Here is a 17,576-nt window from a genome sequence, read left to right as displayed (position 1 = left end):
GGTCACCTGAAACGGCAAAATGGGATCCGCACTCTTGGATAAGGCGCCGACCGCCCCGAAACTCGATGACATTCGTCTCCGGCAGTGCGGAGGCAGCACAGGCCTTGAGGCGGTGAGGCAGCGTGAGACAGGGTCGAACCCGCACCGTGGCCTGAGTATCACATGGACAGCGCTTCCGAGAGGAATCGGACATTGATCGCACTACGGGATTGTGCGGAAATCCCGCCGATCAAGGATATTTCAGCGGACAGAGCGGAGGGTGAATCGCGCTGCTGGTAACCAACCTCGGGGTGATCAATACCTATGCCGAAGCGCGAGCGTGCGAACCGGTGCTCGGATTCAGTGTGATCATCACGCCAAAGCCGGTTCCCTGCCGTGGGGCGAGTCACCGTGGCGTGGTCAAGGATGTGATCGTATTCCTCCGAACATCCCTCTCAACGATGTCTACCGGCGGCTCCTGACGGTCGCGCTCGACGGCGCGCTGCGCCACGTCGCCGACCTGCCTGATCAACCCGTCACCGTGCCCACCTCCGACACCATGCTGAGGCAGCTTCTTGGCGGGCCGGCTCCGTCAGTTCCCACCGAGCCGGAAGCTGTGTTGGACACGCTCCTGCGCGCGGCCGAACTCGGGCTCGGCCCGACCGGCAGCAGCCGCTACTTCGGCTACGTGGTCGGTGGTGTGTTTCCCGTCGCTCTGGCTGCCGACTGGCTCACCAGTGCCTGGGATCAGGTCAATGCGACGTACGACATGTCGCCACTCGCCGCGGTCCTGGAGGACATCTGCCGTGGGTGGCTCGTCGAGATGTTCGGCCTCCCGGTGGGCACGTCCGCGTCCTTCACGTCGAGTTGCACACTGGCGAACCTGATCTGTTTGGCGACCGCCCGCGCCGCGCTGCTCGACCGGGTGGGCTGGGACGTCATGACCCGAGGGCTCAACGGCGCTCCACCGATCACCGTCCTGGTGAACGAGCACGTACACGCCTCGGTGCCGCGGTCACTGCGGCTGCTCGGACTGGGCGGAGATATCCGCCCGTTGGTCACCGACGGCGAAGGGCGCGTGAAACTCGGCCCGCTGGAGAAGGAGATCTCGCGAACCAACGGTGGGCCGGTCATCGCGTGCGGCCAGGTCGGCGAACTCCACACCGGTGCCGTGGACCCGCTGCGGCCGCTGTGCGAGCAGATCCATGCCGTCGGGGGGTGGGCTCACTTCGACGCGGCGTTCGGTTTGTGGGCCGCCACGACCGAGCTGCGGCACGGCTTGCTCGACGGCCTTGACCTGGCGGACTCGTGGGCCACTGACGCCCACAAATGGCTTAACGTCCCGTACGAGAGCGGCATGGCACTGGTGGCCGACGCCGACGCGCATCGCCGTGCGATGGCCATCCACCCTGACTACCTGAACCAGGACGCCGGCCGGGTTCGTCATCCGATTCAGTGGGGTGTCGCCTTCTCCCAGCGTGCACGCGTCATTCCACTGTGGGCAACGCTGACCCAGCTCGGTAAGACCGGCATCGCCGAACTCGTCGGCCGGCACTGCGCGCTCGCCCGTCGCCTCGCGGCGTGTCTTCGGCGAGAGCCGGGAGTCGTGATCCTCAACGACGTCACCCTGAACCAGGTGCTCGTCCGTTTCGAACATCCCGGCGGCGATGACGACCGGCACACGATGGCTGTGACGCAGGCGTTTCAGCGCGCCGGTGTCGCGTGGGCCTCCGGCAGCGGGTGGGGCGGCCGTGCCGTGCTCAGGTTCTCCTTTGTCAACTGGACGACCACCGACGAGGATGTTGATCGGGCCGCGGCCTCGCTTCTCGAATGCCACCGGGCCCTGCGTTCCGCCCCCCTGCCCGGAGTCTGCTGAGGTGGCGGTCACCGGTGAAACCAGAAGATGGTCTCCGTGACCATCAGAAAGAAAGGATGCCGGAACCATGCTCGGTGATTCTCCGTCCGGTGAGATTCGCGTTGCCACCCGCGCCGACGAGGACCACGTCGTTGACGCGCTGACCTTCGGGTTCGCCGAGGATCCCGTCCTCGCCGGCACGATGTTCCCTGATGGCGAGCTGTACCCGACCTTCGCTCGCCGCTACTTCGGCGTGTGGACCGATCTGGCACTCGACCTGGGAACCATCTGGACGACTGGTGACACGGTGGGGGCACTTCTGACCTTTCCGTCGGAGTCCCTGCCAGTCCTCGACAACGAGTCGGACCTGCACGCCCGGCTTGTCGAGGCGTGTGGGCCCTACGCTGAGCGTGTCCTGTCCGTCCACAACGCACTCGACCTCCAGCACCCCGAACAGCCACCGCACCACTACGCGTTGTTCATGGGCGTCGCCCCCGGCCGTCGAAGCCGGGGACTGGGAACGCGGCTGGCCCACGAACTGTTCGCACTCGCGGACAGCGAAGGACGAGCTGTCTACGGTGAGGCCAGTTGCGAGCGCAACAGCCGGCTCTATATCCGCATGGGGTTGCGACCGACAGGCGAGCGCATCACCGTTTTCGCCCACGACATCCTCCCGCTCTGGCGCCCATCGACACGGAGGTGATCCCGAATCACGGATATCGATCGGACGAGAGCGAAGAGAAGGAGAGGCGGAGTCGTGCCGGCGCGGCACCTGGGTCGCGGTCACCTCGCCCGTGACCTCGCCGACCAGCCGTGGCAACTCGGCGTGACGTTCATGAAACCTTGTGCCCCGCAGGCTGTTCACGGTGGCCGCGGTCCGCTTCGCGCACTCGGTGAAGTCGTTGATGGGGCCGGTGAACACCTTCTCCCAGGTGCCTCGGGTAGCAGACTTCCTTTGCTCATGGCGTTTATGCCTCTTTCGCGTCTCGGTAAGCGGGGAGCGGGCGGCGGTCCGGTAGCGCCCCCGCTGTGGATCCTGCCTGCGGGAGGCGGCGAGGATCGCCTCCCGGGAGTGCTCAGCAGTCGTCGCTCCGGCCAAGACGGATTGGTGTTGCCGTCGAACCCGCGGCCCCTCGCCCACGCAATTGCGTTGAGCGTCGATATTTGCCCGCATTGAAAATGCGGACGGAAGTCAACGATCAACGGCGGAGATGAGACTGACGATGCGATCGTTTCAGGCGATCAGGAGTGTGCCGCTGCCGTAGGTGGGTGAGCCGGTCGTGGTGCTCTCGGCACAAGCGCGCATGTGTGCCAGTGCACGGTGCTGCTACGAGTGCAGCCCCCCGCTGGATCAAGCCGACGATCGGGAACGCATTGAACACCGCGAGCGTCGGGCGCGGCTGGAGAATCGAGCCACGGATTTCGTGCGCAAGCGGAGCAACATCCTTAGCCAGGCCCAGGACGCAGGCTCGGGTGATCCCCTTTGCCCAGGGTCCTCAGGGACTGCTACAACGCGCTCGGGGCTGAGCGTCAGCTCGTGCTGGACCAGATCACCGAACTCGATCAGGATGACCAGCGTTCACCGGCCACGGCCACCCGCGAAGACCTTGATGTCCTCGACCTGCTGCCACATCTGCCGGTCAACCTTCACCGCCCGCCGGCCGAGCTTCAGGTCCGGCTCTGCGAGCTCACCGAACTCCGAGTCAGCATCGACCACGAAACGGATCACGCCATGATCGACATCACGCTGCCCGGCGACAGGATCGAAGAGGTGGCCACCGCCGCAGCGGACGCGGAAGTCGTCAGAATGGCGAAGTCGCAGTTCGGCGCTGGTGTGGTTGCTGCGGGTGCCCCCGGTGAGATTCGAACTCACACTGGACGGGTTTTGAATCCAGGCAGGAAGTGTGCTCTGACCTGCGGTTGACCAGTCTAGATCGGGTTTTTGGGGGCATAACGGGGGTGGCCTGCCTGGCGCTCTGCCCCCTGAGCGTCGTTCTCCGGCGCTTTATCGAGGGGCCGAACCCGAGTAAGACTCGCGCTTTGCAGCATTGGACGGCACCTCACCAGCGAGGAAGGACCGCACTTGCTGCACCGCCACCTCGTAGCACAGCTCGTTCGTTCCTGGAACGGTGCGAGCCGAGTGAGGGCTGATGATGACCCCCTGACAGCTCCACAACGGGTGGTCGGCTGGTAACGGCTCCGGTTCCGTGACGTCGAGTGCAGCCCGGAGGCGACCTGACTGGACTTCTGGCACGAGAGCGTCCGTGTCCACGATCTTGCCGCGCCCGGCGTTGATGAGCAGCGCGCCGCTATCCATCGCAGCGAGGAAACCCTTGTCGACTAGATTCAAGGTGCTGTCGTTGAGTGGCGCGGTGATCACCACAATCTGGTGACCGCGAATAAGGTCGGGAAGATCATCAGCCCCACTCACTCCCTGTCGAGGTTTGCTTGCTATCAATGTGGAATGCGCACCAAGCGCGCCGAAGAGTCTCGCTGTCGCGTTTCCAATAGCCCCCGCTCCAACGATTAGGATCTTCTTTCCGCGTAGGGTATCCGCATCAAATCGACGATGCGCCCAAACATGCTCGTCCTGAAATCGAACAAGTGTGGGCCATTGTCTATACTGGGCGAGTGCTGCGGAAATGATCCACTCGGAAACGGGTGCAGCATGACCCCCCCGAGCGCCGGCCAGCATGATTCCCGCAGGCACGACCGTCTCCCATTCGTCGGTGCCCGCCGACAGAAGTTGCACCATCCTCAAGTGCGACATTTGCGACATGAGCGGCATTGGTCGGGGCGTACCTCGATAAGGCGGAACGAGTATTTCAGCCTGCCGCTGGATCTCGTCAAGCCTTGTGGCAGCAGGGTCATACGGAACAACCTCCACAGATTCGAGCTGGCCGAATATGCTGTGTCCGACCAGATCATCGGTTTCGTCACTGACTAGAACCTTCGTCATCGGTTATCTTGACTTTCTGATAGAACTTTTGAGATCAGTTTTTCGGCTTGATCCTGGAGGGGTCTGCTTGATGCCGAGTTGTCAATCACGACGTGCGGCACGGGCGGCCGCAGGTCTAAGTTGATTCCAGCTATGTACTCATCCCAATTGGCCAGCTTGTGGGCGTCGCGAGCCGCCCCCCTGTGGCGCACATACCCGCGCATGGTGTCGGCATCGCAGAAAACCCACACAAATGTTGGCGTAGCGCCCAGGCTTTGACAGGTTGCCTGTATTCGACTAACCCACGCGGAGTCCGAGAATTCTCGAATAAACGGCGCTGTCACAATCGCACTGTTTCCGCATTGAACATTCTCCATCATTGCGCCGGATAACGCCTCGTATTCACGAGGTCGCACCTTGTCGACGTAGACTGCCGATTCCCGATCGTTCGGTGATAGGCCAAGCAGTTCCAATGCGACCTCAACCACGGGGCGCGTAATGGTGTCCTTGTCCAGCATCGGCCAGCCAGTTCCCCTGGCGATAACGCGCCCGAGTTCAGTCTTCCCGCTGCCTGCGTAGCCACCGACGAAGATCACACGCGGAGACGTCGGCTTTGGGAGCGCAGCCGACGTCACATGAGGCGCGTGAACCACCCGTCCGGCGCGGGGCTTGCTGATCACAAGACCTTCCTTGATCAGGGCATCCATCGCTTCGTTGATGGTGAATGGGCTCACGTTCCATTCCGCAGCAAGCTCGCGCGTTGACGGGAGCTGCTGGCCGTCGCGGATACGCCCGGCCTCGATGTCATTGCGAATGTTTCGGGCTACCTGCTGATGCAACGGCTCAGAGCGCTGCACACCTGAACGTGGCCGGGACATGTCTGACGGCTCCCTGCGGCTTCGGAGTGGCAGATCAGCTGATCTGCTAACGATGCAGACCATACCATCTGTTTGCTCACGTTGCTGCTGGTCAAAGCACTTTCAGATACTCCATTAGGGTGAAACCAGTTGGTTTGCGTGCCAATCAACTGTTAGCTTCGTGGTGTTCCGCAGCACACCAAACGAGAGGGACCCGCGATGAGGACCGCACGAGTTGCCACCCGCGAAACTCTGGCCGTTGTCGGCTGGTTGAGCGAGGGTGTTTCCGCAGTTCAGGGCACCTGCCCGGATGGGCTGACTGAGGCGGCGATCGATGTGCTGTTGCAGGAGGTGTACGGCGAGCTGGAGGTGGAGGAGCGCGCGGCGGAGGCCGCGTTCCTGTGCGATCTGAACGATCAGCCTGGTGTTTCCCGGTCGCGTCGCCGGGCCGGTCGCGCGGTGCTGCGGTCGCTGCCGGTCCGGGTGCAGGTCACTGCCGGTTTCGCGGGGAAGGCTGCGTGATGTCGGGCGCGCTGGTTCCTGCTGTCGCTCGGATGCTCGGGTGCCGTAATTCGCTGGCGCTGATGGTTGTCGAGGTGATCGAGAGCAAGGCCGGGCAGGGCTGGTCTGAGGCGGAGATCGTCCGCTGGCTGGCTGGTCATTACGACCCGGGTAGCCCGGTCGCTGATCCGGCGCTGGTCCGGTTCGTCCTCGCTCGTCTTTAACCCCGTCCTGCCTGTCCCGTTTCTGCCCGTTGATCAGTGGAAGGACTGTCCGATGATCCGCATCTCGATTGATCTGCAGCTGGTGGACCGTCTTCACGATCTGGCGGATCTGCTGACCACCAACGCGAACGTGCTGGCCGCCAACCCGGTGGTGCCGGATGCGGTGAAGCACCCGCGGGTTGAGGTGTATGCCGATGTGGCCGAGCAGGTCCGGGTCCTGGCGGATGCGGAGCTGGCCCGGGTGGAGGGTGTCGCGCTGGTGGTGCCGCTGACCGAGGCCGAGGCCGGACGGCAGCTCGCCGGCCGGTTCGAGGCGCTCGCGGCCGGGTTGCGGGCCAATGCTCGGAGGTTGACCGGGTTCACGGCGGATCCGGTGATGGCCGGGCGGGCGCGGGTGTATCGGGATGTGGCGGCCCAGCTGCGGATGCTGGCCGAAGTGGAGCGGTTGCAGCATGATCGCCCGACTCCGCCGGCGTCTCCGGCGCGGGTTCCGGCGCCGGTGTCCGCGGTGGCGCTGAAGGCGTCGGTGCGGGTTCCGTCGGTCCGGCCGGCGTTTATGGAGCCGCTGGTGGCTGCGGTCGCGGCGCGGCGCCGCCGGGGCTGGTCGGTGGCAAGGATTGCGCTGTGGCTGAAGGGTCAGCTGCGTGACCCGCAGACGGAGCGGATGCATCCGTGTGCGGAGCGCTCGTTCGTCTCGCATGTGGTGCGGCTTGTGGGCCAGCGGCGGGCAGCTGCCCGTGGCCTGTGTGTCGCCTGACTTTCTGTCTCTTCTGGTTGTCTCGAAAGGATTTGTGATGTCTGTGACGACGCGGATCGGTGCGCTGGCTGGGAAGATCGCTGCCCGCTTCGATGATCGTGACCGGGTGTTCTATGCCGCGGACATGGTGGCGTTCACCCTGCGGGGCGGGGTGTGGCATGTGCTGGTGATCCGGCGTGGCTGGAACCCGGGCAAGGGCAAGCTGGCCTTGCCGGGTGGGCATGTCGAGCGTGGGGAGACGTCGCGGGCGGCGGCGGTGCGGGAGCTGGCCGAGGAGACCGGCATCCGGGTGCGCGGTGGTGCTTCGGTCGATCAGCTCGGGGTGTTCGACGATCCCGGGCGCGATGCTCGCGGCCGGTATGTGTCGGTGGCGTATGGGGTCTGCCTGGGTGATGCCCCGGACCCGGTCGCCGCGGATGATGCGGCGACGGCCGAGTGGATGCCGCTGCACGAGGCGCTCCGCGTCGCCGACGAGGGGGGTTTTGCGTTCGATCACCGCCTCCTCCTCGCCACCGGTGTCTGCCACTACCCGATGGTGCGGCCGGCCCGCTGAGCCCTTCAGTTCTGCGGCGTCCGCCGCGTCCGCTACGCAGGTTTGCACTGTCCACAGAGGAAAGAGGGATTCATGTCGAAGAAGGATCACAAGGTCACGATCTCGCGCACCGGTCGCCCGGTCGAGACGCGGATGGTGACCGAGCGGGAAGCGCTCGTGTTGGAGGAGCTGCCATTCACGGACCCGACGGTGATCTCGGTGTCGGTCACGACTCCGCGCTGATCGTGCCCGGCCCGGCGGGTCCATCCCGCCAAGAACGACCCCGCCAGGCCGGGCGACAACCCCTGTCACTACGTCAACGCTGAACAGGAGAACCCTGATGGTACGTACTAGGAATCATGCGGTGCAGGTCGACTCGGGCCGGGTCGAGAAGGCAGCCTATGCGCTGGCCGAGGCTGCGGGTAAAGACTGGGCCTTCTGCGATCGCAGCCATTACCTCGGGCTGGCGCTGGTCACCGTCGCCACCTACCTGGACCTGGACGAGTCGCCTGGGGGCGAGTCGTGATGGGCACGTTGATCGAGATGCAGCGGTTGCAGTTGTCCCGGCCGGTGGGTGTGGAGCCGGCCGACGCGGTGGTGGCGGCGTGGCAGGCGCGGCACGCGGTGGTGCTGGAGCATCTGGCCGAGGAGGGCAGCGGCCTGGCCGCGGTGTCCGCGGTCGCGGTGCACCGCCGCGAGACCGAGCTGGCGGGGCGGGGGGTGGCGTGATGGTGACGCGGATGATGACCGCCCGGTTGCGGTCCGGCGCGTGGGAGCGGGAGCCGGGGTTGGTGGCTGCCGCGGTGCCGGTGCGGATGCGGTACCGCGCATCGGATCCGTGGGCGCTGGCGCTGGATTTCCGGTCCGGCGCGGTGTGGGTGTCGTGGCTGCTGGCCCGGGACCTGCTGGTGGAAGCGCTCACGTTGGGTGCGGCGGGGGAGGGTGACGTCCGGATCGCCGCGGAGGGCGACACGGTCGAACTCAGCCTGTCCTCCCCGGACGGGTCGGCGGTGCTGGTCTTCGGCCGCGGCGAGGTGGAGCACGCCGTGGACGACACGGAGGCGGTGGTCCCGGCCGGTATGGAGGGGTCCCACGTCGATTGGGACCGCGAGGTGCGGTACCTCGGCCGCGACGCGGCCTGACCCCGGGGGGCGTTGATGGGAAGGCCGTTGTCCGGGGCGGATCGCCGGGAGATCGCCCGGTTGTCTCGCCAGCTGGATACCGCGTTCACGCGGTTGACGAAGCTGCCGTACGCGGTTCCGTTGCTGCGGCAGCACGATTACGCGCTGGATGCGTTGCGCCAGGCCCGCAACGGCGGGTCGGTTTCCGCGGCCGCCGGTGAGGTGCGGCGGTTCGCGCAGTACGTCAAGAACGCCCGCTAGGGCTCTGGTTCACCGGTCCACCGCCATCGGTGTGCCGGTGTGAGGGCGTGCCAGGTCCCGTTTCCGTGGTGAACGCGGGGCTGTCTGGTGCGCCGGAAATTTCTGCACAGCACAACCAACCGAAGGGTTATCAGATATGTCGAGCATTTACCGGGTGATCGATCAGTACGACCGTCGTGTGCGGGACCTGACGAAGCGCGCCATCAAGAGCGGCATCATGCCCGACGCGAATGTCTATTACGCGCTCAACGCCGCGGAGAAAGCGATCACCGCGGCGCGGAAGGCGGGCGAGGCCGCGATCATGCCCAATGTGGAAGACGCGGTCGCGGAGGCGGCGCGCGTGGTGGACACCGAGGAGAAATACGCCGCTGCACGCGACTGAGTACGCCCCTTTCTCCGCGCCGGTGCGGGACCACAGGCGGTCTCGCACCGGCGTGCCCATGCCCTGTCCGGGAAATACCGGCAGGGGAAACCGGGTGGAGGGGGTGTGCTGGTGGATGTTGTGCGCAGTGCCGTGATGTATGGGCGTGCGGTGGTGGCTCTGGCCGACCGGGACGCCGAGCGGTATCTGAGCCGGGCGGAGCGGGCGCGTCTGATTCCGTTGCGGGATCAGGCTGTGGCGGTGCTTGATGCGGCGGAGTCCGTGCGGGACAAGCACGGTGCCCGCCGGGCCGCGGGCCTGATCAGCGCGGCGGCCGTCGACTACGGCTCCGCCGTCGTCCACGCCCTCCGGCGTTCCGGCCGGTAACCCCCTTTTCATCAGCGCCGGGGCACCGGCAGGCCAGTGACACGGTCTGCCCGGTGCCCCGGTGCCCCGGTGCCCCGGCGCTTCTGCGCTTCGGCGCGAATGTGTTGTCCACCAATGGAAAAGGAGCTGTTGATGTTCGGTGCGGAGAAGCGGCGTGAAGCCGTGAAGGAGAAGTACAAGATGCTCGACCCCAAGCTGTCCACCTGGAACAAGACGTTCCGGTGCCTGGGGTGCCGCAAGCAGTTGCGCCGCGGCAACCTGTGCGGCAAACCGGCCTGCTCCCGCGCGGTCGCGGCGGCGATGGAATGACCGCGCCGGTGACGCCGCGTACCTGCTGCCGTGGCTTGGTTCTGACGCGGATGCGGCGGGACCGGCTGGACAAGACGTGCCGCGATTGCGGCCGTAGCTGGTCGGAGCCGATGCCGCGGAAAGCGGCAGGTAGGTAGCGACCCGGCCCGGCAGCCCTTGCCCGTGGAGAGCCCGCGCTGCCGGGCCGGGTCTGACCCCCGCATCACCCGAGAGATCACCCGAGCGATTGGGGAAACACATGGTAGCGCCTACGTGTGCGCATCCCGGCCCGGAGGGGCCGGGCACCGGCCGCCCGGACCAGGGGCCGGCCGACCCGGCGGACGAGTCGCCGCTGGCGTTTCACCTGGCCGTCTCCTGCCCGGCGCCGCGGCCGGGGCAGTGCCGCTGCACCAGCGTCTGTACGGCCCCGACCGGGCGGGGCTGCCGCCTGCGGAACGGGGCGGGCACATGGCAATGACCGACAAGGCCAGCGGGGACCAGCCCGGCGACCGCCCGGTGGGGTCGTTGTTCGGCCCGGTCACCGACACCGACCGGCGCCGGTGGCAGATCCAGGCCCACGCCGCACTCGCCTCGGTGCTGCTGCGGGCGCACGAGGCCGGTTTACCGCCGCTGACCTGGACCGTCACCGACACCGGTGGCCTGTCCGGGCGGGTCGACTCGCCTGGCACGCCGGGCGAGGTCCGCGCCCGATTCGGCGCGTGGGTGTCCTTTTTGGACCTGCAGGTGGCAGCCGGGCACACCGGGGGCGGGTGGCAGACCTGCGCCGCCTACGGCGAGCTGCCCGGCCGCGCGGGGACCCGCGGACGCCCGGTCGGGCTGCGCGCCGACATCCCCGACCCCACCCAGATCGACCGGACCTCGGTCGATCCGACTACGGAGGAGTGCTGAGCATGACGATCGAACGCATCGAAACCCACCACGGCGAGGGGCCGATCGAGCTGGCGGTGTCGGCTGATGTCGCGACCGTGGAGGTCGTCGCCGGAGACGAGTACCGCACGGCGCGGGTCGTGCTGTCCCCGGTGGTGCCGGGTGACGCCGCGGCGGCCCGGCTGATCGAGGCCACCACCATCACCTCCCGCGGTGACCGCCTCACCGTGGAGGTTCCCCGCACCCCGCATGCCGGGGGTGGGGCGACGGTGGTCCGCGGATCGGGGAATGTCGTCATCTCCGGTGTGGTGTCCGGGGAGGTGGTCGGGCTGGTCCTCGGCGGCGCCCAGGACGGGGTGAGCATCGTGAACGGGCAGGTCATCACCGGGTCCGGCACCACCACCATCGGTGGTGGCGGCGGTGGCGGTGGCGGGTTGCGGCTGGTCGCGACGGTCCCGCCCGGGTCGCGGGTCACCCTCACCGGCCGGTCCCCGGTCCTCACCACCACCGGCCCGCTCGCGCAGGTCAGGGCCGAGACCGTGTCCGGCCGGGTGGCCATCACCGCGGCGGACGTGGTGGAGGCCCGCACCACCTCTGGTGCGATCCGGATCGGCGCGGCCCGCGAGGTCTGGGCGCGGTCGGTGTCCGGGGCGGTCCGGGTCCGTGAACTCGCCGGGCACGCCTCGGTGAAGACCACCTCGGGTGCGGTGGAGGTGACCGCGGTCGCGGACTCGACCGTGACCGCGCAGACCGTGTCCGGCGCCATCGACCTGTCCGCCCCACGCGGGGTCGAGATCGACGCCTCCACCCGCAGCGTGTCCGGCCGCACCAGCAACCGGCGGTGGCCGGCATGAACCAGCCCGACACGGAGGCCCGCCGGGTGTTGGCCCGTGAGCAGGCCGAGGGGCTGCGTGCCCTGGCTCGCCTGATCGAGCAGCACCCGGCCTTGACCAGGGTGCTGGCCTTCCCGCTCGGCGAGATGCGCGGGTACGTGGTCGACGCCGAGGACGACGCCCGGGGGACGTTGGCGGAGTTCCGCCGCGCGGCCCTGGCCGCCGGAGCCGAGGTGAGCACGGCGAACGAGATCGACGCCTGCACCGTGGGCGCCCGGTTCGGCCCGGTCACGGTGAGCGTGAAGGCGAAAGCGGACTTGATGGCCGGTCAGCCTGCCCCGCCGGTGTCCTACATCCCGCTCAATACCGAGGAGGACTGAGCCGTGTCCACGTTCGATGTGCTGCAGCGGTTCGGGACGCTCGCGTTGATCCGGCACGCGGTGACGGTGCTGCTGTTCCTGGTGCTGCACCTGATCCGGATCCCGCTGGTGCTGGTGGCGCGGGTGATCGAGGGCGTGATGCGTGAGCTGGACCGCTACGCCACCGCCCAGGCCTCGCGTCCGCGGTCCGAGCCGGTCAACCAGTTCTTCCCGTACGAGAGCCGGAGGGAGGCCCGGTATGCGCAGCCCCGGTGATCGGACGTGGATGACCTGGCAGGAGGCCTACTGCGAGGCCGTCGCCCACGACGCCCGGGCCGCGCTGCGCGGATACATCGTGCTGACCGTGGTGCTGGCCGGGCTGGTGGTGCTGGTCCCGTCCCCGTGGACGGCGCTCCCGGCCGGGGCCGCGGGGGTGTGGGTCGCGGTCCGTGCCCTGCGCTGGTCCCGGCTGTTGTTCCTCGCCCGTGCCGGCCGGCTCTACCCGCCCCGCTGAACGGAGGTGACTTGTTATGACTACCCGACACGCACACACCCGCACCGAGACCACGGTGGCGTGGATCGTGGGGCATTTCGGTGAGCTGGCCGCGGTCGCGGTCCCGAGCGTGCTGGCCGCGGTCACCACGGCCTGGCTGTCCGTGCTGTCCGTGGCGGTGGCGGTGGTGTGGGGCTGGCATGAGGCCCGCCTGTATCGCAGCACCCGCACCACCCGGGCGTCCCTGACCACCGCCACCCCACCGCGGCAACTGACCGGCCCCGCCGCCGCGGGGCCGGATTCCACTGGCCGGAAGGAGGCCCAGGCATGACCACGACATCCAGGACGACCGAGCCCCCGGACGAGGGCGGCGGGGAGGTGGCGCGTGGCCTGGCCGCGCTGGAACTCCACCTGGCCCAGGCCGCCGCCGGGGACGCCCCCGACGACCGCGGCGTGCCCGAGCCTGCCCCCGACGAGCCACGCGACGTGCCCGAGCCTGCCGCCGAGGAGGCGGGGGTGACGCGGCGGGTGCGGGCACGGCTGGCCGAGCACGCCGAGGCGCATCATCTGCTGCGGCTGCAGGACGATGACGCGCCGTTCCAGGTGGCCAGTAACCGGGTCCGCCGCCGCCGGAAAGCGGTCGCGGAGGCCGGGGAGCTGTGGCAGCTGGCGCGGGACCCGCGGGTGCTGGCCTGGCGGGACGCGCGGGTGCGGCGGCTGCTGGTCACGATCGGGCTGGTGGCGCTGACACTGGCGCTGGCATGGTCGACGGCCGGGGTGCAGCTGTTCGCGGCCGAGGACGCGGCGAAGTTCTCCCCGCAGTGGTGGTTCGCGTGGGTGGCGGAGCCGTTCTGCTCGCTCGCGCTGCTGATGGTCGTGGGTGGCCGCGCCTACCTGACCACCCGCGGCCGGCAGGTCGACGCCCCCGGCATCAACCGCACCGAGTGGACCTTCCTCGGCCTGACATTGGGGATGAACGCCTGGCCCCACCTGCCCGGTGTGGCGGAGGTGTTCACCGTGTCGAGCCTGGTGCTGCACCTGCTCGGCCCGGTCGTGGCGGTCGCGATCGTGCGTGCCTTGCCCCCGCTGCTGGCCGCGTTCACCACGCTCGGCCTCACCCCCGACACCACCCCGGCCCCGGCACCGGCCCCGGTCGCTGCGGTGACCGGTGCCGACCGGCCGGAAGCCCCTGCACCGGAACCCGCGACCGCACCGGCCGCCGCGGCCCGCCCGGCGCTGCCGCGGCGCGCGACGCCGGTGAGGACGACGGCCGGGTCCACGATCCCGGAACCGAAACGGCGTACCCGGGAGCAGCTGCAGGCCGAGTTCGAGCGGGCCGTGCGGGACCGCCCGGCCGGGTTCGACCCGGCCAACGCCGAGTCCATCCGCCGGACGTTGAAGTGCGGCAAACCGATCGCCGCCGAGCTTCGGGACGGCTACCTGACCGACCGCCGGGGTGAGCCCGGCACCGACTGAACCCACCCGGTCCGGGCAGGGTCAGTCCACCCCGCCCGGACCCCGGGGGAGGTGGACCGGCCCTGCCCGCGACCTGCCCTGAGTCCATGCAGGAGGCACCGCGATGGCACCCACCGACCACGACAACGACCCCACCACCCGTAGCGGCGCTGACCTGCACGAGTCCAGCCGAGACCAGCCCGGCGAGTCCAGCCCCGAGTCCACGACGGAACTGGCGACGGTCCACCCGCTCCCGGTCGCCACTGAACCCGCGATCGAGGGTGAACTGGTGTCGGAGGAGGAGTGGCGGCTGATCACCTCCCAGCGCGCGCAGGCCGCGTGGCGCTACCGCGCCTACCGAGACAACGCGGTGACCGTGGCCCGTGGTGCCCGGACCGCCGCCCTGCGCACCGGCGTGGCGGCTGGTGCGGTGGTCCGCACCAGCCGCGCCGTGGCCGCGCACCCGAAGACCCGTACCACCGGCGCCGTCCTCGCCTACACCACCGGTGTCCTGGCCGGGCCGGTGGTGGGCGTGTGGGCGACGTGGGAGCAGTTCCACAACTGGCGCACCGCCGCCGAGCACCGCCAGGGCGGCACCCACCGCGGCGAGGTGATCCCGGACCGGATCGGCACGCAGATGCAGGTGCAGGAGTACCGGGAAACCCAGCTCGGCAAGATCGGCGCGGCGTTGTCGAGCCGGGCCGCGATGGTGTTCTACGGCCTGCTGACCCTGGCCGAGGCCCCGGCGTTGGCGGACTGGTCCATCAACGGGTCGCCGGTGTGGGCGTACAGCCAGGCCGTGGTCACGATCGACCTCACCCTCGGTGCCGCCGTGGCAGCGGCGCTGACCGTGAACGGGTGGGCCTACCTGCGGAAAGTGTTCAAGCGCCGCAACCGCAAACGCGTCGGCACCGTCACCGACGACGGCAGGGCCCTGCCGGTGCTGCCGATCGCCGAGGCCCGCCACGACCGGGCCGCACTGGAGCTGCTGCGCCGCTCGCTGCTGGCCCAAGGGGTGGAGGTCAACCCGATCGCCGGACGCCGCACGATGTGGGGCTGGGAGCTGGAACACCAGATCGTCGGCGGCTCCGGCAAGCGCCCGGCCGACGTCATCAAGAAGCTGGAGCAGATCGAAACCGACCTGGACGTGCGCCAGAACGGCGTCCTGGTCCAGCCCCACACGGCACGCCGCGCTCGGTTCACCACCCGCATCATCGAGTCCGACCCGTGGGCCAAAATGCCGCCGCTTCCCGTCTACACCAACGGTTCCCGACGCCTGGCCGACCCGATCGAACTCGGGTTGCGCCTGGACGGGCGCACCATGTCCGCGTCGTTCCTGTCCACCCACGCGATCATCCTGGCCGCCTCCGGCGGCGGGAAGTCCGGCCTCATCCGCGCCATCGTCGACGGCCTGGCCCACACCACCGACGCGATCCTGTGGGACCTGGACCCCTCCGGCGTCGGACAGGCACCCCAGGCCGACGCCATGGGGCTGCGCGCCCTCTCCCCGGAGGACTGCGAACAGGCCCTCACCACCGCCCTCGGGATCGCGACGGCGCGGACCCGGATCAAGGACCGCCTGGGCATGGGCGACGAGTGGCAGCCCACTCCGGAGTATCCGGCGCTGGTGGTGGTGCTCGACGAGTTCCCGCGCCTGAGCAAGGAAGCGAAAGCTCTCGCGGTGGCGCTGCTGCGGGTCGCCCGCAAAGCCGGGGTGGTGCTCATCTTCGCCTCGCAGTCCGCGAAGAAGGACGCCCTCGGCGACTCCGTGGCCGCCGAGGTCGCGTGGAAGGCCGCCGGCCCCGGCCTGGCCGACTACCAGACCCGCCTCCTCTTCGGCGACAACGCCGTCTCCGAGGGCTACACCCCGGGCAACTACCGGCCCAAGCGCGGGTCGCGGCTCAACGACACCGGCACGTTCTTCCTGGAAGGCTGCACCGAAGGCGACGAACCGATCCCTACCCGCGCTCTGTGGTTCGACAACAAGATCGCCGAACAGCGCGCCCGCCGCGCCGCCCAGGACGGGCGTCCGCAGTGGGACACCGCCACCCTCCAGGCGGCCGGGCTCACCCCCGCGCAGCTGTCGGGCTCTACCAGCCCAGAGGACGCGGCCGTGGCGCAGCGGGCCGCGTTCGAGGACGAACAGCGCCGCGCCCGCCTCGGCATCCTCGGGGAGATCGTCGACTACCTCACCGACGACCTCGCCGCCTGGCAGGCCGGGACCGAAGGCGCCCGCGACGCGGTGTTCTCGGCTGAACTGGCCGACGCCCTCGGCCGTAGCTCGGGCCGGGCGCTGGCGCACGCCGTCGCCGACTTCGGGCTCAAGCCGGAACAGGTGCGCGCTCCAGGCGACGACGGCGAGGACAAACAGGCCCGCGGCTACCGCTTCGCCGACATCCTCGCCGCCGTCACCACCACCGAAAGCAACACACAGTAACCATCGGGAGTGTGACAGGCCGCGCGCCGTCCGCGCGAACCGTCACAACACCCGTGACACCACGCGCAGTGACCTGACCAGCACCGACGACACTTGTGACACTTGCGGACGTTCCCGCAGGTGACAGCCCAGACCCGCCTCAGCGGCCACCCCCAGGGGGTGGCCGCCGAAGTGTCACACCCACTCATGACCACGCACCGTAATCGAAGAGGAGGTATGTCCATGACCCGCTACAGCGCGCAGGAGGCCGGGTGGCTGGCGCTGGCCGCGCATGAACTCGCCCACGCCGTGGCCTGTAAGGAGGCCGCGACCACCCGGGCCGGGCGGCTGAGAGTGCTGCAGGTGGTCGTGGAGCCGGGCCGGTCGTTTATCGAGCATTCCGAGGTCGACCTGGGCAACCCGGACCAGGTGACCACCGCGGTGGTTGTGGCGTTGGCCGGGCAGGAGGGCGCGGCGCGGTGGGCGCAACGCCACGCCGGGTATTGGCGCGGGTCTGCGATGCGGATGGCCGCCCACGGCTGCGAGGACGACCAGGCCTACGTCCGCCGGATGCGGCGCTACTGCGACCGGTCCCCGGCCTGGCTGCGTCACCGTGCCCGCGCCGTGGTCGCGTCGCATTGGGGCCGGATCGACCGGCTCACCCACCGCCTGGTCACCGACGGGCGGCTACCGGCGCACCTGTTCACCTGACCCGCTGTGTCCCGCCGGCCCGGCGGCACCCGCCCGGGCACCCCGTCCGCGGCGGTCCGGGACTCCGCTGGGCCGGCACATCACTTGATTTCTCGCTGTCCGGCACCCGACGCCGGGCAGCACTTTTCCGCTACGACGAAGGGATTCTCATGGCTCGCTGGAAGAACGCCGGACAGTTCCGGGCGCTGCTGGACAAGCTGCTGACCCAGCGCGAGAACGGCAAGCCCAACAAGGCCACGATCGCCGACCTCAAACGCGAGATCGACAAGAGCGAACCGGATCCCCGCAAGCGCGCGGAGTACCACGCGATTCTCGACCGGCTCCGCACCCGCTGACCCTGCCGGATCTGTTGTGAGCGAA

Annotated in this window: 27 protein-coding genes; 25 read left to right on the top strand and 2 right to left on the bottom strand. The window is 68.8% G+C overall.

Features of this window, described 5'->3' with window-relative positions; genetic code table 11:
• The first annotated feature begins 595 nt into the window (after nucleotides 1–595).
• The 3 genes from D5S19_RS16060 to D5S19_RS31700 all read left to right on the top strand — a co-directional run bounded on the left by D5S19_RS16060 (nucleotide 596) and on the right by D5S19_RS31700 (nucleotide 3,758).
• Nucleotides 596–1,855 carry a pyridoxal phosphate-dependent decarboxylase family protein gene (locus D5S19_RS16060; protein ID WP_158605542.1) on the top strand — a complete coding sequence of 420 codons (1,260 nt, stop codon included), beginning with the start codon at nucleotides 596–598 and terminating at the stop codon, nucleotides 1,853–1,855.
• Nucleotides 1,856–1,922: 67 nt separating this feature from the next.
• Nucleotides 1,923–2,537 carry a GNAT family N-acetyltransferase gene (locus tag D5S19_RS16055; RefSeq protein WP_120024155.1) on the top strand — a complete coding sequence of 205 codons (615 nt, stop codon included), beginning with the start codon at nucleotides 1,923–1,925 and terminating at the stop codon, nucleotides 2,535–2,537.
• A gap of 834 nt (nucleotides 2,538–3,371) precedes the next feature.
• The gene (locus D5S19_RS31700; protein WP_147397406.1) at nucleotides 3,372–3,758 is read left to right on the top strand and encodes a hypothetical protein; all 387 of its coding nucleotides are present in this window, start codon (nucleotides 3,372–3,374) and stop codon (nucleotides 3,756–3,758) included.
• A gap of 81 nt (nucleotides 3,759–3,839) precedes the next feature.
• On the opposite strand, the gene D5S19_RS16045 is transcribed toward D5S19_RS31700, so the two are convergent.
• Both D5S19_RS16045 and D5S19_RS16040 read right to left on the bottom strand, forming a co-directional pair.
• Nucleotides 3,840–4,793 carry an NAD(P)-dependent oxidoreductase gene (locus tag D5S19_RS16045; RefSeq protein ID WP_233573956.1) on the bottom strand — a complete coding sequence of 318 codons (954 nt, stop codon included), beginning with the start codon at nucleotides 4,791–4,793 and terminating at the stop codon, nucleotides 3,840–3,842.
• Nucleotides 4,790–5,629, bottom strand: a complete 840-nt coding sequence (locus D5S19_RS16040; protein ID WP_233573954.1) for a GntR family transcriptional regulator — start codon at nucleotides 5,627–5,629, stop codon at nucleotides 4,790–4,792. The genes D5S19_RS16045 and D5S19_RS16040 overlap by 4 nt, the downstream gene beginning before the upstream one ends.
• A 219-nt stretch (nucleotides 5,630–5,848) precedes the next feature.
• Here D5S19_RS16040 and D5S19_RS16035 point away from each other — a divergent pair, with 219 nt between their 5' ends.
• From D5S19_RS16035 to D5S19_RS15940, 22 genes are all read left to right on the top strand, one after another.
• Nucleotides 5,849–6,151, top strand: coding sequence for a hypothetical protein (locus D5S19_RS16035; RefSeq protein WP_120024151.1), 303 nt, complete (start codon nucleotides 5,849–5,851; stop codon nucleotides 6,149–6,151).
• Between the two features lie 62 nt (nucleotides 6,152–6,213).
• Nucleotides 6,214–6,354, top strand: coding sequence for a hypothetical protein (locus D5S19_RS32010; protein ID WP_158605541.1), 141 nt, complete (start codon nucleotides 6,214–6,216; stop codon nucleotides 6,352–6,354).
• A 52-nt stretch (nucleotides 6,355–6,406) separates the two neighbouring features.
• Entirely contained in the window at nucleotides 6,407–7,111 is a 705-nt protein-coding gene (locus tag D5S19_RS16025) for a hypothetical protein (protein WP_120024149.1), read from the top strand.
• Between the two features lie 37 nt (nucleotides 7,112–7,148).
• A complete protein-coding gene (locus D5S19_RS16020; RefSeq protein ID WP_120024148.1) occupies nucleotides 7,149–7,664 on the top strand; it encodes an NUDIX domain-containing protein in 516 nt (171 codons plus the stop codon).
• Between the two features lie 72 nt (nucleotides 7,665–7,736).
• Nucleotides 7,737–7,886, top strand: coding sequence for a hypothetical protein (locus tag D5S19_RS32005; protein ID WP_158605540.1), 150 nt, complete (start codon nucleotides 7,737–7,739; stop codon nucleotides 7,884–7,886).
• Between the two features lie 97 nt (nucleotides 7,887–7,983).
• Nucleotides 7,984–8,169 (top strand): hypothetical protein, encoded by a 186-nt coding sequence (locus tag D5S19_RS31695; protein WP_147397405.1) that lies wholly within the window; start codon nucleotides 7,984–7,986, stop codon nucleotides 8,167–8,169.
• The gene (locus tag D5S19_RS16015; RefSeq protein WP_120024147.1) at nucleotides 8,169–8,372 is read left to right on the top strand and encodes a hypothetical protein; all 204 of its coding nucleotides are present in this window, start codon (nucleotides 8,169–8,171) and stop codon (nucleotides 8,370–8,372) included. The genes D5S19_RS31695 and D5S19_RS16015 overlap by 1 nt, the downstream gene beginning before the upstream one ends.
• Complete coding sequence (locus tag D5S19_RS16010; RefSeq protein ID WP_120024146.1) at nucleotides 8,372–8,785, top strand: SsgA family sporulation/cell division regulator; 414 nt, start codon at nucleotides 8,372–8,374, stop codon at nucleotides 8,783–8,785. Before D5S19_RS16015 ends, D5S19_RS16010 begins: the two co-directional genes overlap by 1 nt.
• 15 nt (nucleotides 8,786–8,800) lie before the next feature.
• The gene (locus D5S19_RS16005) at nucleotides 8,801–9,025 is read left to right on the top strand and encodes a hypothetical protein (RefSeq protein WP_147397404.1); all 225 of its coding nucleotides are present in this window, start codon (nucleotides 8,801–8,803) and stop codon (nucleotides 9,023–9,025) included.
• 136 nt (nucleotides 9,026–9,161) lie between these two features.
• A complete protein-coding gene (locus D5S19_RS16000) occupies nucleotides 9,162–9,407 on the top strand; it encodes a hypothetical protein (RefSeq protein ID WP_120024144.1) in 246 nt (81 codons plus the stop codon).
• Between the two features lie 105 nt (nucleotides 9,408–9,512).
• A complete protein-coding gene (locus D5S19_RS15995; RefSeq protein ID WP_120024143.1) occupies nucleotides 9,513–9,773 on the top strand; it encodes a hypothetical protein in 261 nt (86 codons plus the stop codon).
• A gap of 132 nt (nucleotides 9,774–9,905) precedes the next feature.
• Complete coding sequence (locus D5S19_RS32000; RefSeq protein ID WP_158605539.1) at nucleotides 9,906–10,082, top strand: hypothetical protein; 177 nt, start codon at nucleotides 9,906–9,908, stop codon at nucleotides 10,080–10,082.
• A 447-nt stretch (nucleotides 10,083–10,529) separates the two neighbouring features.
• Nucleotides 10,530–10,970, top strand: a complete 441-nt coding sequence (locus D5S19_RS15985) for a hypothetical protein (RefSeq protein ID WP_147397403.1) — start codon at nucleotides 10,530–10,532, stop codon at nucleotides 10,968–10,970.
• Between the two features lie 2 nt (nucleotides 10,971–10,972).
• Nucleotides 10,973–11,803, top strand: a complete 831-nt coding sequence (locus D5S19_RS15980; protein ID WP_120024140.1) for a DUF4097 family beta strand repeat-containing protein — start codon at nucleotides 10,973–10,975, stop codon at nucleotides 11,801–11,803.
• Complete coding sequence (locus D5S19_RS15975) at nucleotides 11,800–12,162, top strand: hypothetical protein (RefSeq protein WP_120024139.1); 363 nt, start codon at nucleotides 11,800–11,802, stop codon at nucleotides 12,160–12,162. Before D5S19_RS15980 ends, D5S19_RS15975 begins: the two co-directional genes overlap by 4 nt.
• A gap of 3 nt (nucleotides 12,163–12,165) precedes the next feature.
• Complete coding sequence (locus D5S19_RS15970; RefSeq protein WP_120024138.1) at nucleotides 12,166–12,417, top strand: hypothetical protein; 252 nt, start codon at nucleotides 12,166–12,168, stop codon at nucleotides 12,415–12,417.
• Nucleotides 12,401–12,655, top strand: a complete 255-nt coding sequence (locus D5S19_RS15965) for a hypothetical protein (RefSeq protein ID WP_120024137.1) — start codon at nucleotides 12,401–12,403, stop codon at nucleotides 12,653–12,655. Before D5S19_RS15970 ends, D5S19_RS15965 begins: the two co-directional genes overlap by 17 nt.
• A gap of 16 nt (nucleotides 12,656–12,671) precedes the next feature.
• Nucleotides 12,672–12,965, top strand: a complete 294-nt coding sequence (locus D5S19_RS15960; RefSeq protein ID WP_120024136.1) for a hypothetical protein — start codon at nucleotides 12,672–12,674, stop codon at nucleotides 12,963–12,965.
• On the top strand, nucleotides 12,962–14,110 hold the full coding sequence (locus tag D5S19_RS15955) for a conjugal transfer protein TraI (RefSeq protein ID WP_120024135.1): 1,149 nt from the start codon (nucleotides 12,962–12,964) through the stop codon (nucleotides 14,108–14,110). Before D5S19_RS15960 ends, D5S19_RS15955 begins: the two co-directional genes overlap by 4 nt.
• Before the next feature lie 103 nt (nucleotides 14,111–14,213).
• Nucleotides 14,214–16,526: a hypothetical protein gene (locus D5S19_RS15950; protein WP_120024134.1), complete on the top strand. Its 2,313-nt coding sequence runs from the start codon at nucleotides 14,214–14,216 to the stop codon at nucleotides 16,524–16,526.
• 222 nt (nucleotides 16,527–16,748) lie between these two features.
• Nucleotides 16,749–17,216: a hypothetical protein gene (locus D5S19_RS15945; RefSeq protein ID WP_120024133.1), complete on the top strand. Its 468-nt coding sequence runs from the start codon at nucleotides 16,749–16,751 to the stop codon at nucleotides 17,214–17,216.
• Nucleotides 17,217–17,365: 149 nt separating this feature from the next.
• The gene (locus tag D5S19_RS15940; protein ID WP_120024132.1) at nucleotides 17,366–17,551 is read left to right on the top strand and encodes a hypothetical protein; all 186 of its coding nucleotides are present in this window, start codon (nucleotides 17,366–17,368) and stop codon (nucleotides 17,549–17,551) included.
• Nucleotides 17,552–17,576: the final 25 nt, after the last annotated feature.

Origin of the sequence: Amycolatopsis panacis (assembly GCF_003600245.1) — a bacterium.
GTDB lineage: Bacteria > Actinomycetota > Actinomycetes > Mycobacteriales > Pseudonocardiaceae > Amycolatopsis > Amycolatopsis sulphurea.
This window is presented reverse-complemented; position numbering and strand designations above follow the sequence as displayed.

Bases quoted from the DNA above. Each gene is read 5' to 3' on its own strand.
- D5S19_RS15960 (WP_120024136.1), top strand. From the start codon at position 12,672: ATGACTACCCGACACGCACACACCCGCACCGAGACCACGGTGGCGTGG.
- D5S19_RS15940 (WP_120024132.1), top strand. From the start codon at position 17,366: ATGGCTCGCTGGAAGAACGCCGGACAGTTCCGGGCGCTGCTGGACAAG.
- D5S19_RS16055 (WP_120024155.1), top strand. From the start codon at position 1,923: ATGCTCGGTGATTCTCCGTCCGGTGAGATTCGCGTTGCCACCCGCGCC.
- D5S19_RS16020 (WP_120024148.1), top strand. From the start codon at position 7,149: ATGTCTGTGACGACGCGGATCGGTGCGCTGGCTGGGAAGATCGCTGCC.
- D5S19_RS15945 (WP_120024133.1), top strand. From the start codon at position 16,749: ATGACCCGCTACAGCGCGCAGGAGGCCGGGTGGCTGGCGCTGGCCGCG.
- D5S19_RS16005 (WP_147397404.1), top strand. From the start codon at position 8,801: ATGGGAAGGCCGTTGTCCGGGGCGGATCGCCGGGAGATCGCCCGGTTG.
- D5S19_RS32010 (WP_158605541.1), top strand. From the start codon at position 6,214: ATGGTTGTCGAGGTGATCGAGAGCAAGGCCGGGCAGGGCTGGTCTGAG.
- D5S19_RS16045 (WP_233573956.1), bottom strand. From the start codon at position 4,793: ATGACGAAGGTTCTAGTCAGTGACGAAACCGATGATCTGGTCGGACAC.
- D5S19_RS15955 (WP_120024135.1), top strand. From the start codon at position 12,962: ATGACCACGACATCCAGGACGACCGAGCCCCCGGACGAGGGCGGCGGG.
- D5S19_RS16010 (WP_120024146.1), top strand. From the start codon at position 8,372: ATGGTGACGCGGATGATGACCGCCCGGTTGCGGTCCGGCGCGTGGGAG.
- D5S19_RS16000 (WP_120024144.1), top strand. From the start codon at position 9,162: ATGTCGAGCATTTACCGGGTGATCGATCAGTACGACCGTCGTGTGCGG.
- D5S19_RS15950 (WP_120024134.1), top strand. From the start codon at position 14,214: ATGGCACCCACCGACCACGACAACGACCCCACCACCCGTAGCGGCGCT.
- D5S19_RS15975 (WP_120024139.1), top strand. From the start codon at position 11,800: ATGAACCAGCCCGACACGGAGGCCCGCCGGGTGTTGGCCCGTGAGCAG.
- D5S19_RS15980 (WP_120024140.1), top strand. From the start codon at position 10,973: ATGACGATCGAACGCATCGAAACCCACCACGGCGAGGGGCCGATCGAG.
- D5S19_RS16025 (WP_120024149.1), top strand. From the start codon at position 6,407: ATGATCCGCATCTCGATTGATCTGCAGCTGGTGGACCGTCTTCACGAT.
- D5S19_RS32005 (WP_158605540.1), top strand. From the start codon at position 7,737: ATGTCGAAGAAGGATCACAAGGTCACGATCTCGCGCACCGGTCGCCCG.
- D5S19_RS16015 (WP_120024147.1), top strand. From the start codon at position 8,169: ATGGGCACGTTGATCGAGATGCAGCGGTTGCAGTTGTCCCGGCCGGTG.
- D5S19_RS15965 (WP_120024137.1), top strand. From the start codon at position 12,401: ATGCGCAGCCCCGGTGATCGGACGTGGATGACCTGGCAGGAGGCCTAC.
- D5S19_RS16035 (WP_120024151.1), top strand. From the start codon at position 5,849: ATGAGGACCGCACGAGTTGCCACCCGCGAAACTCTGGCCGTTGTCGGC.
- D5S19_RS15985 (WP_147397403.1), top strand. From the start codon at position 10,530: ATGGCAATGACCGACAAGGCCAGCGGGGACCAGCCCGGCGACCGCCCG.
- D5S19_RS32000 (WP_158605539.1), top strand. From the start codon at position 9,906: ATGTTCGGTGCGGAGAAGCGGCGTGAAGCCGTGAAGGAGAAGTACAAG.
- D5S19_RS31695 (WP_147397405.1), top strand. From the start codon at position 7,984: ATGGTACGTACTAGGAATCATGCGGTGCAGGTCGACTCGGGCCGGGTC.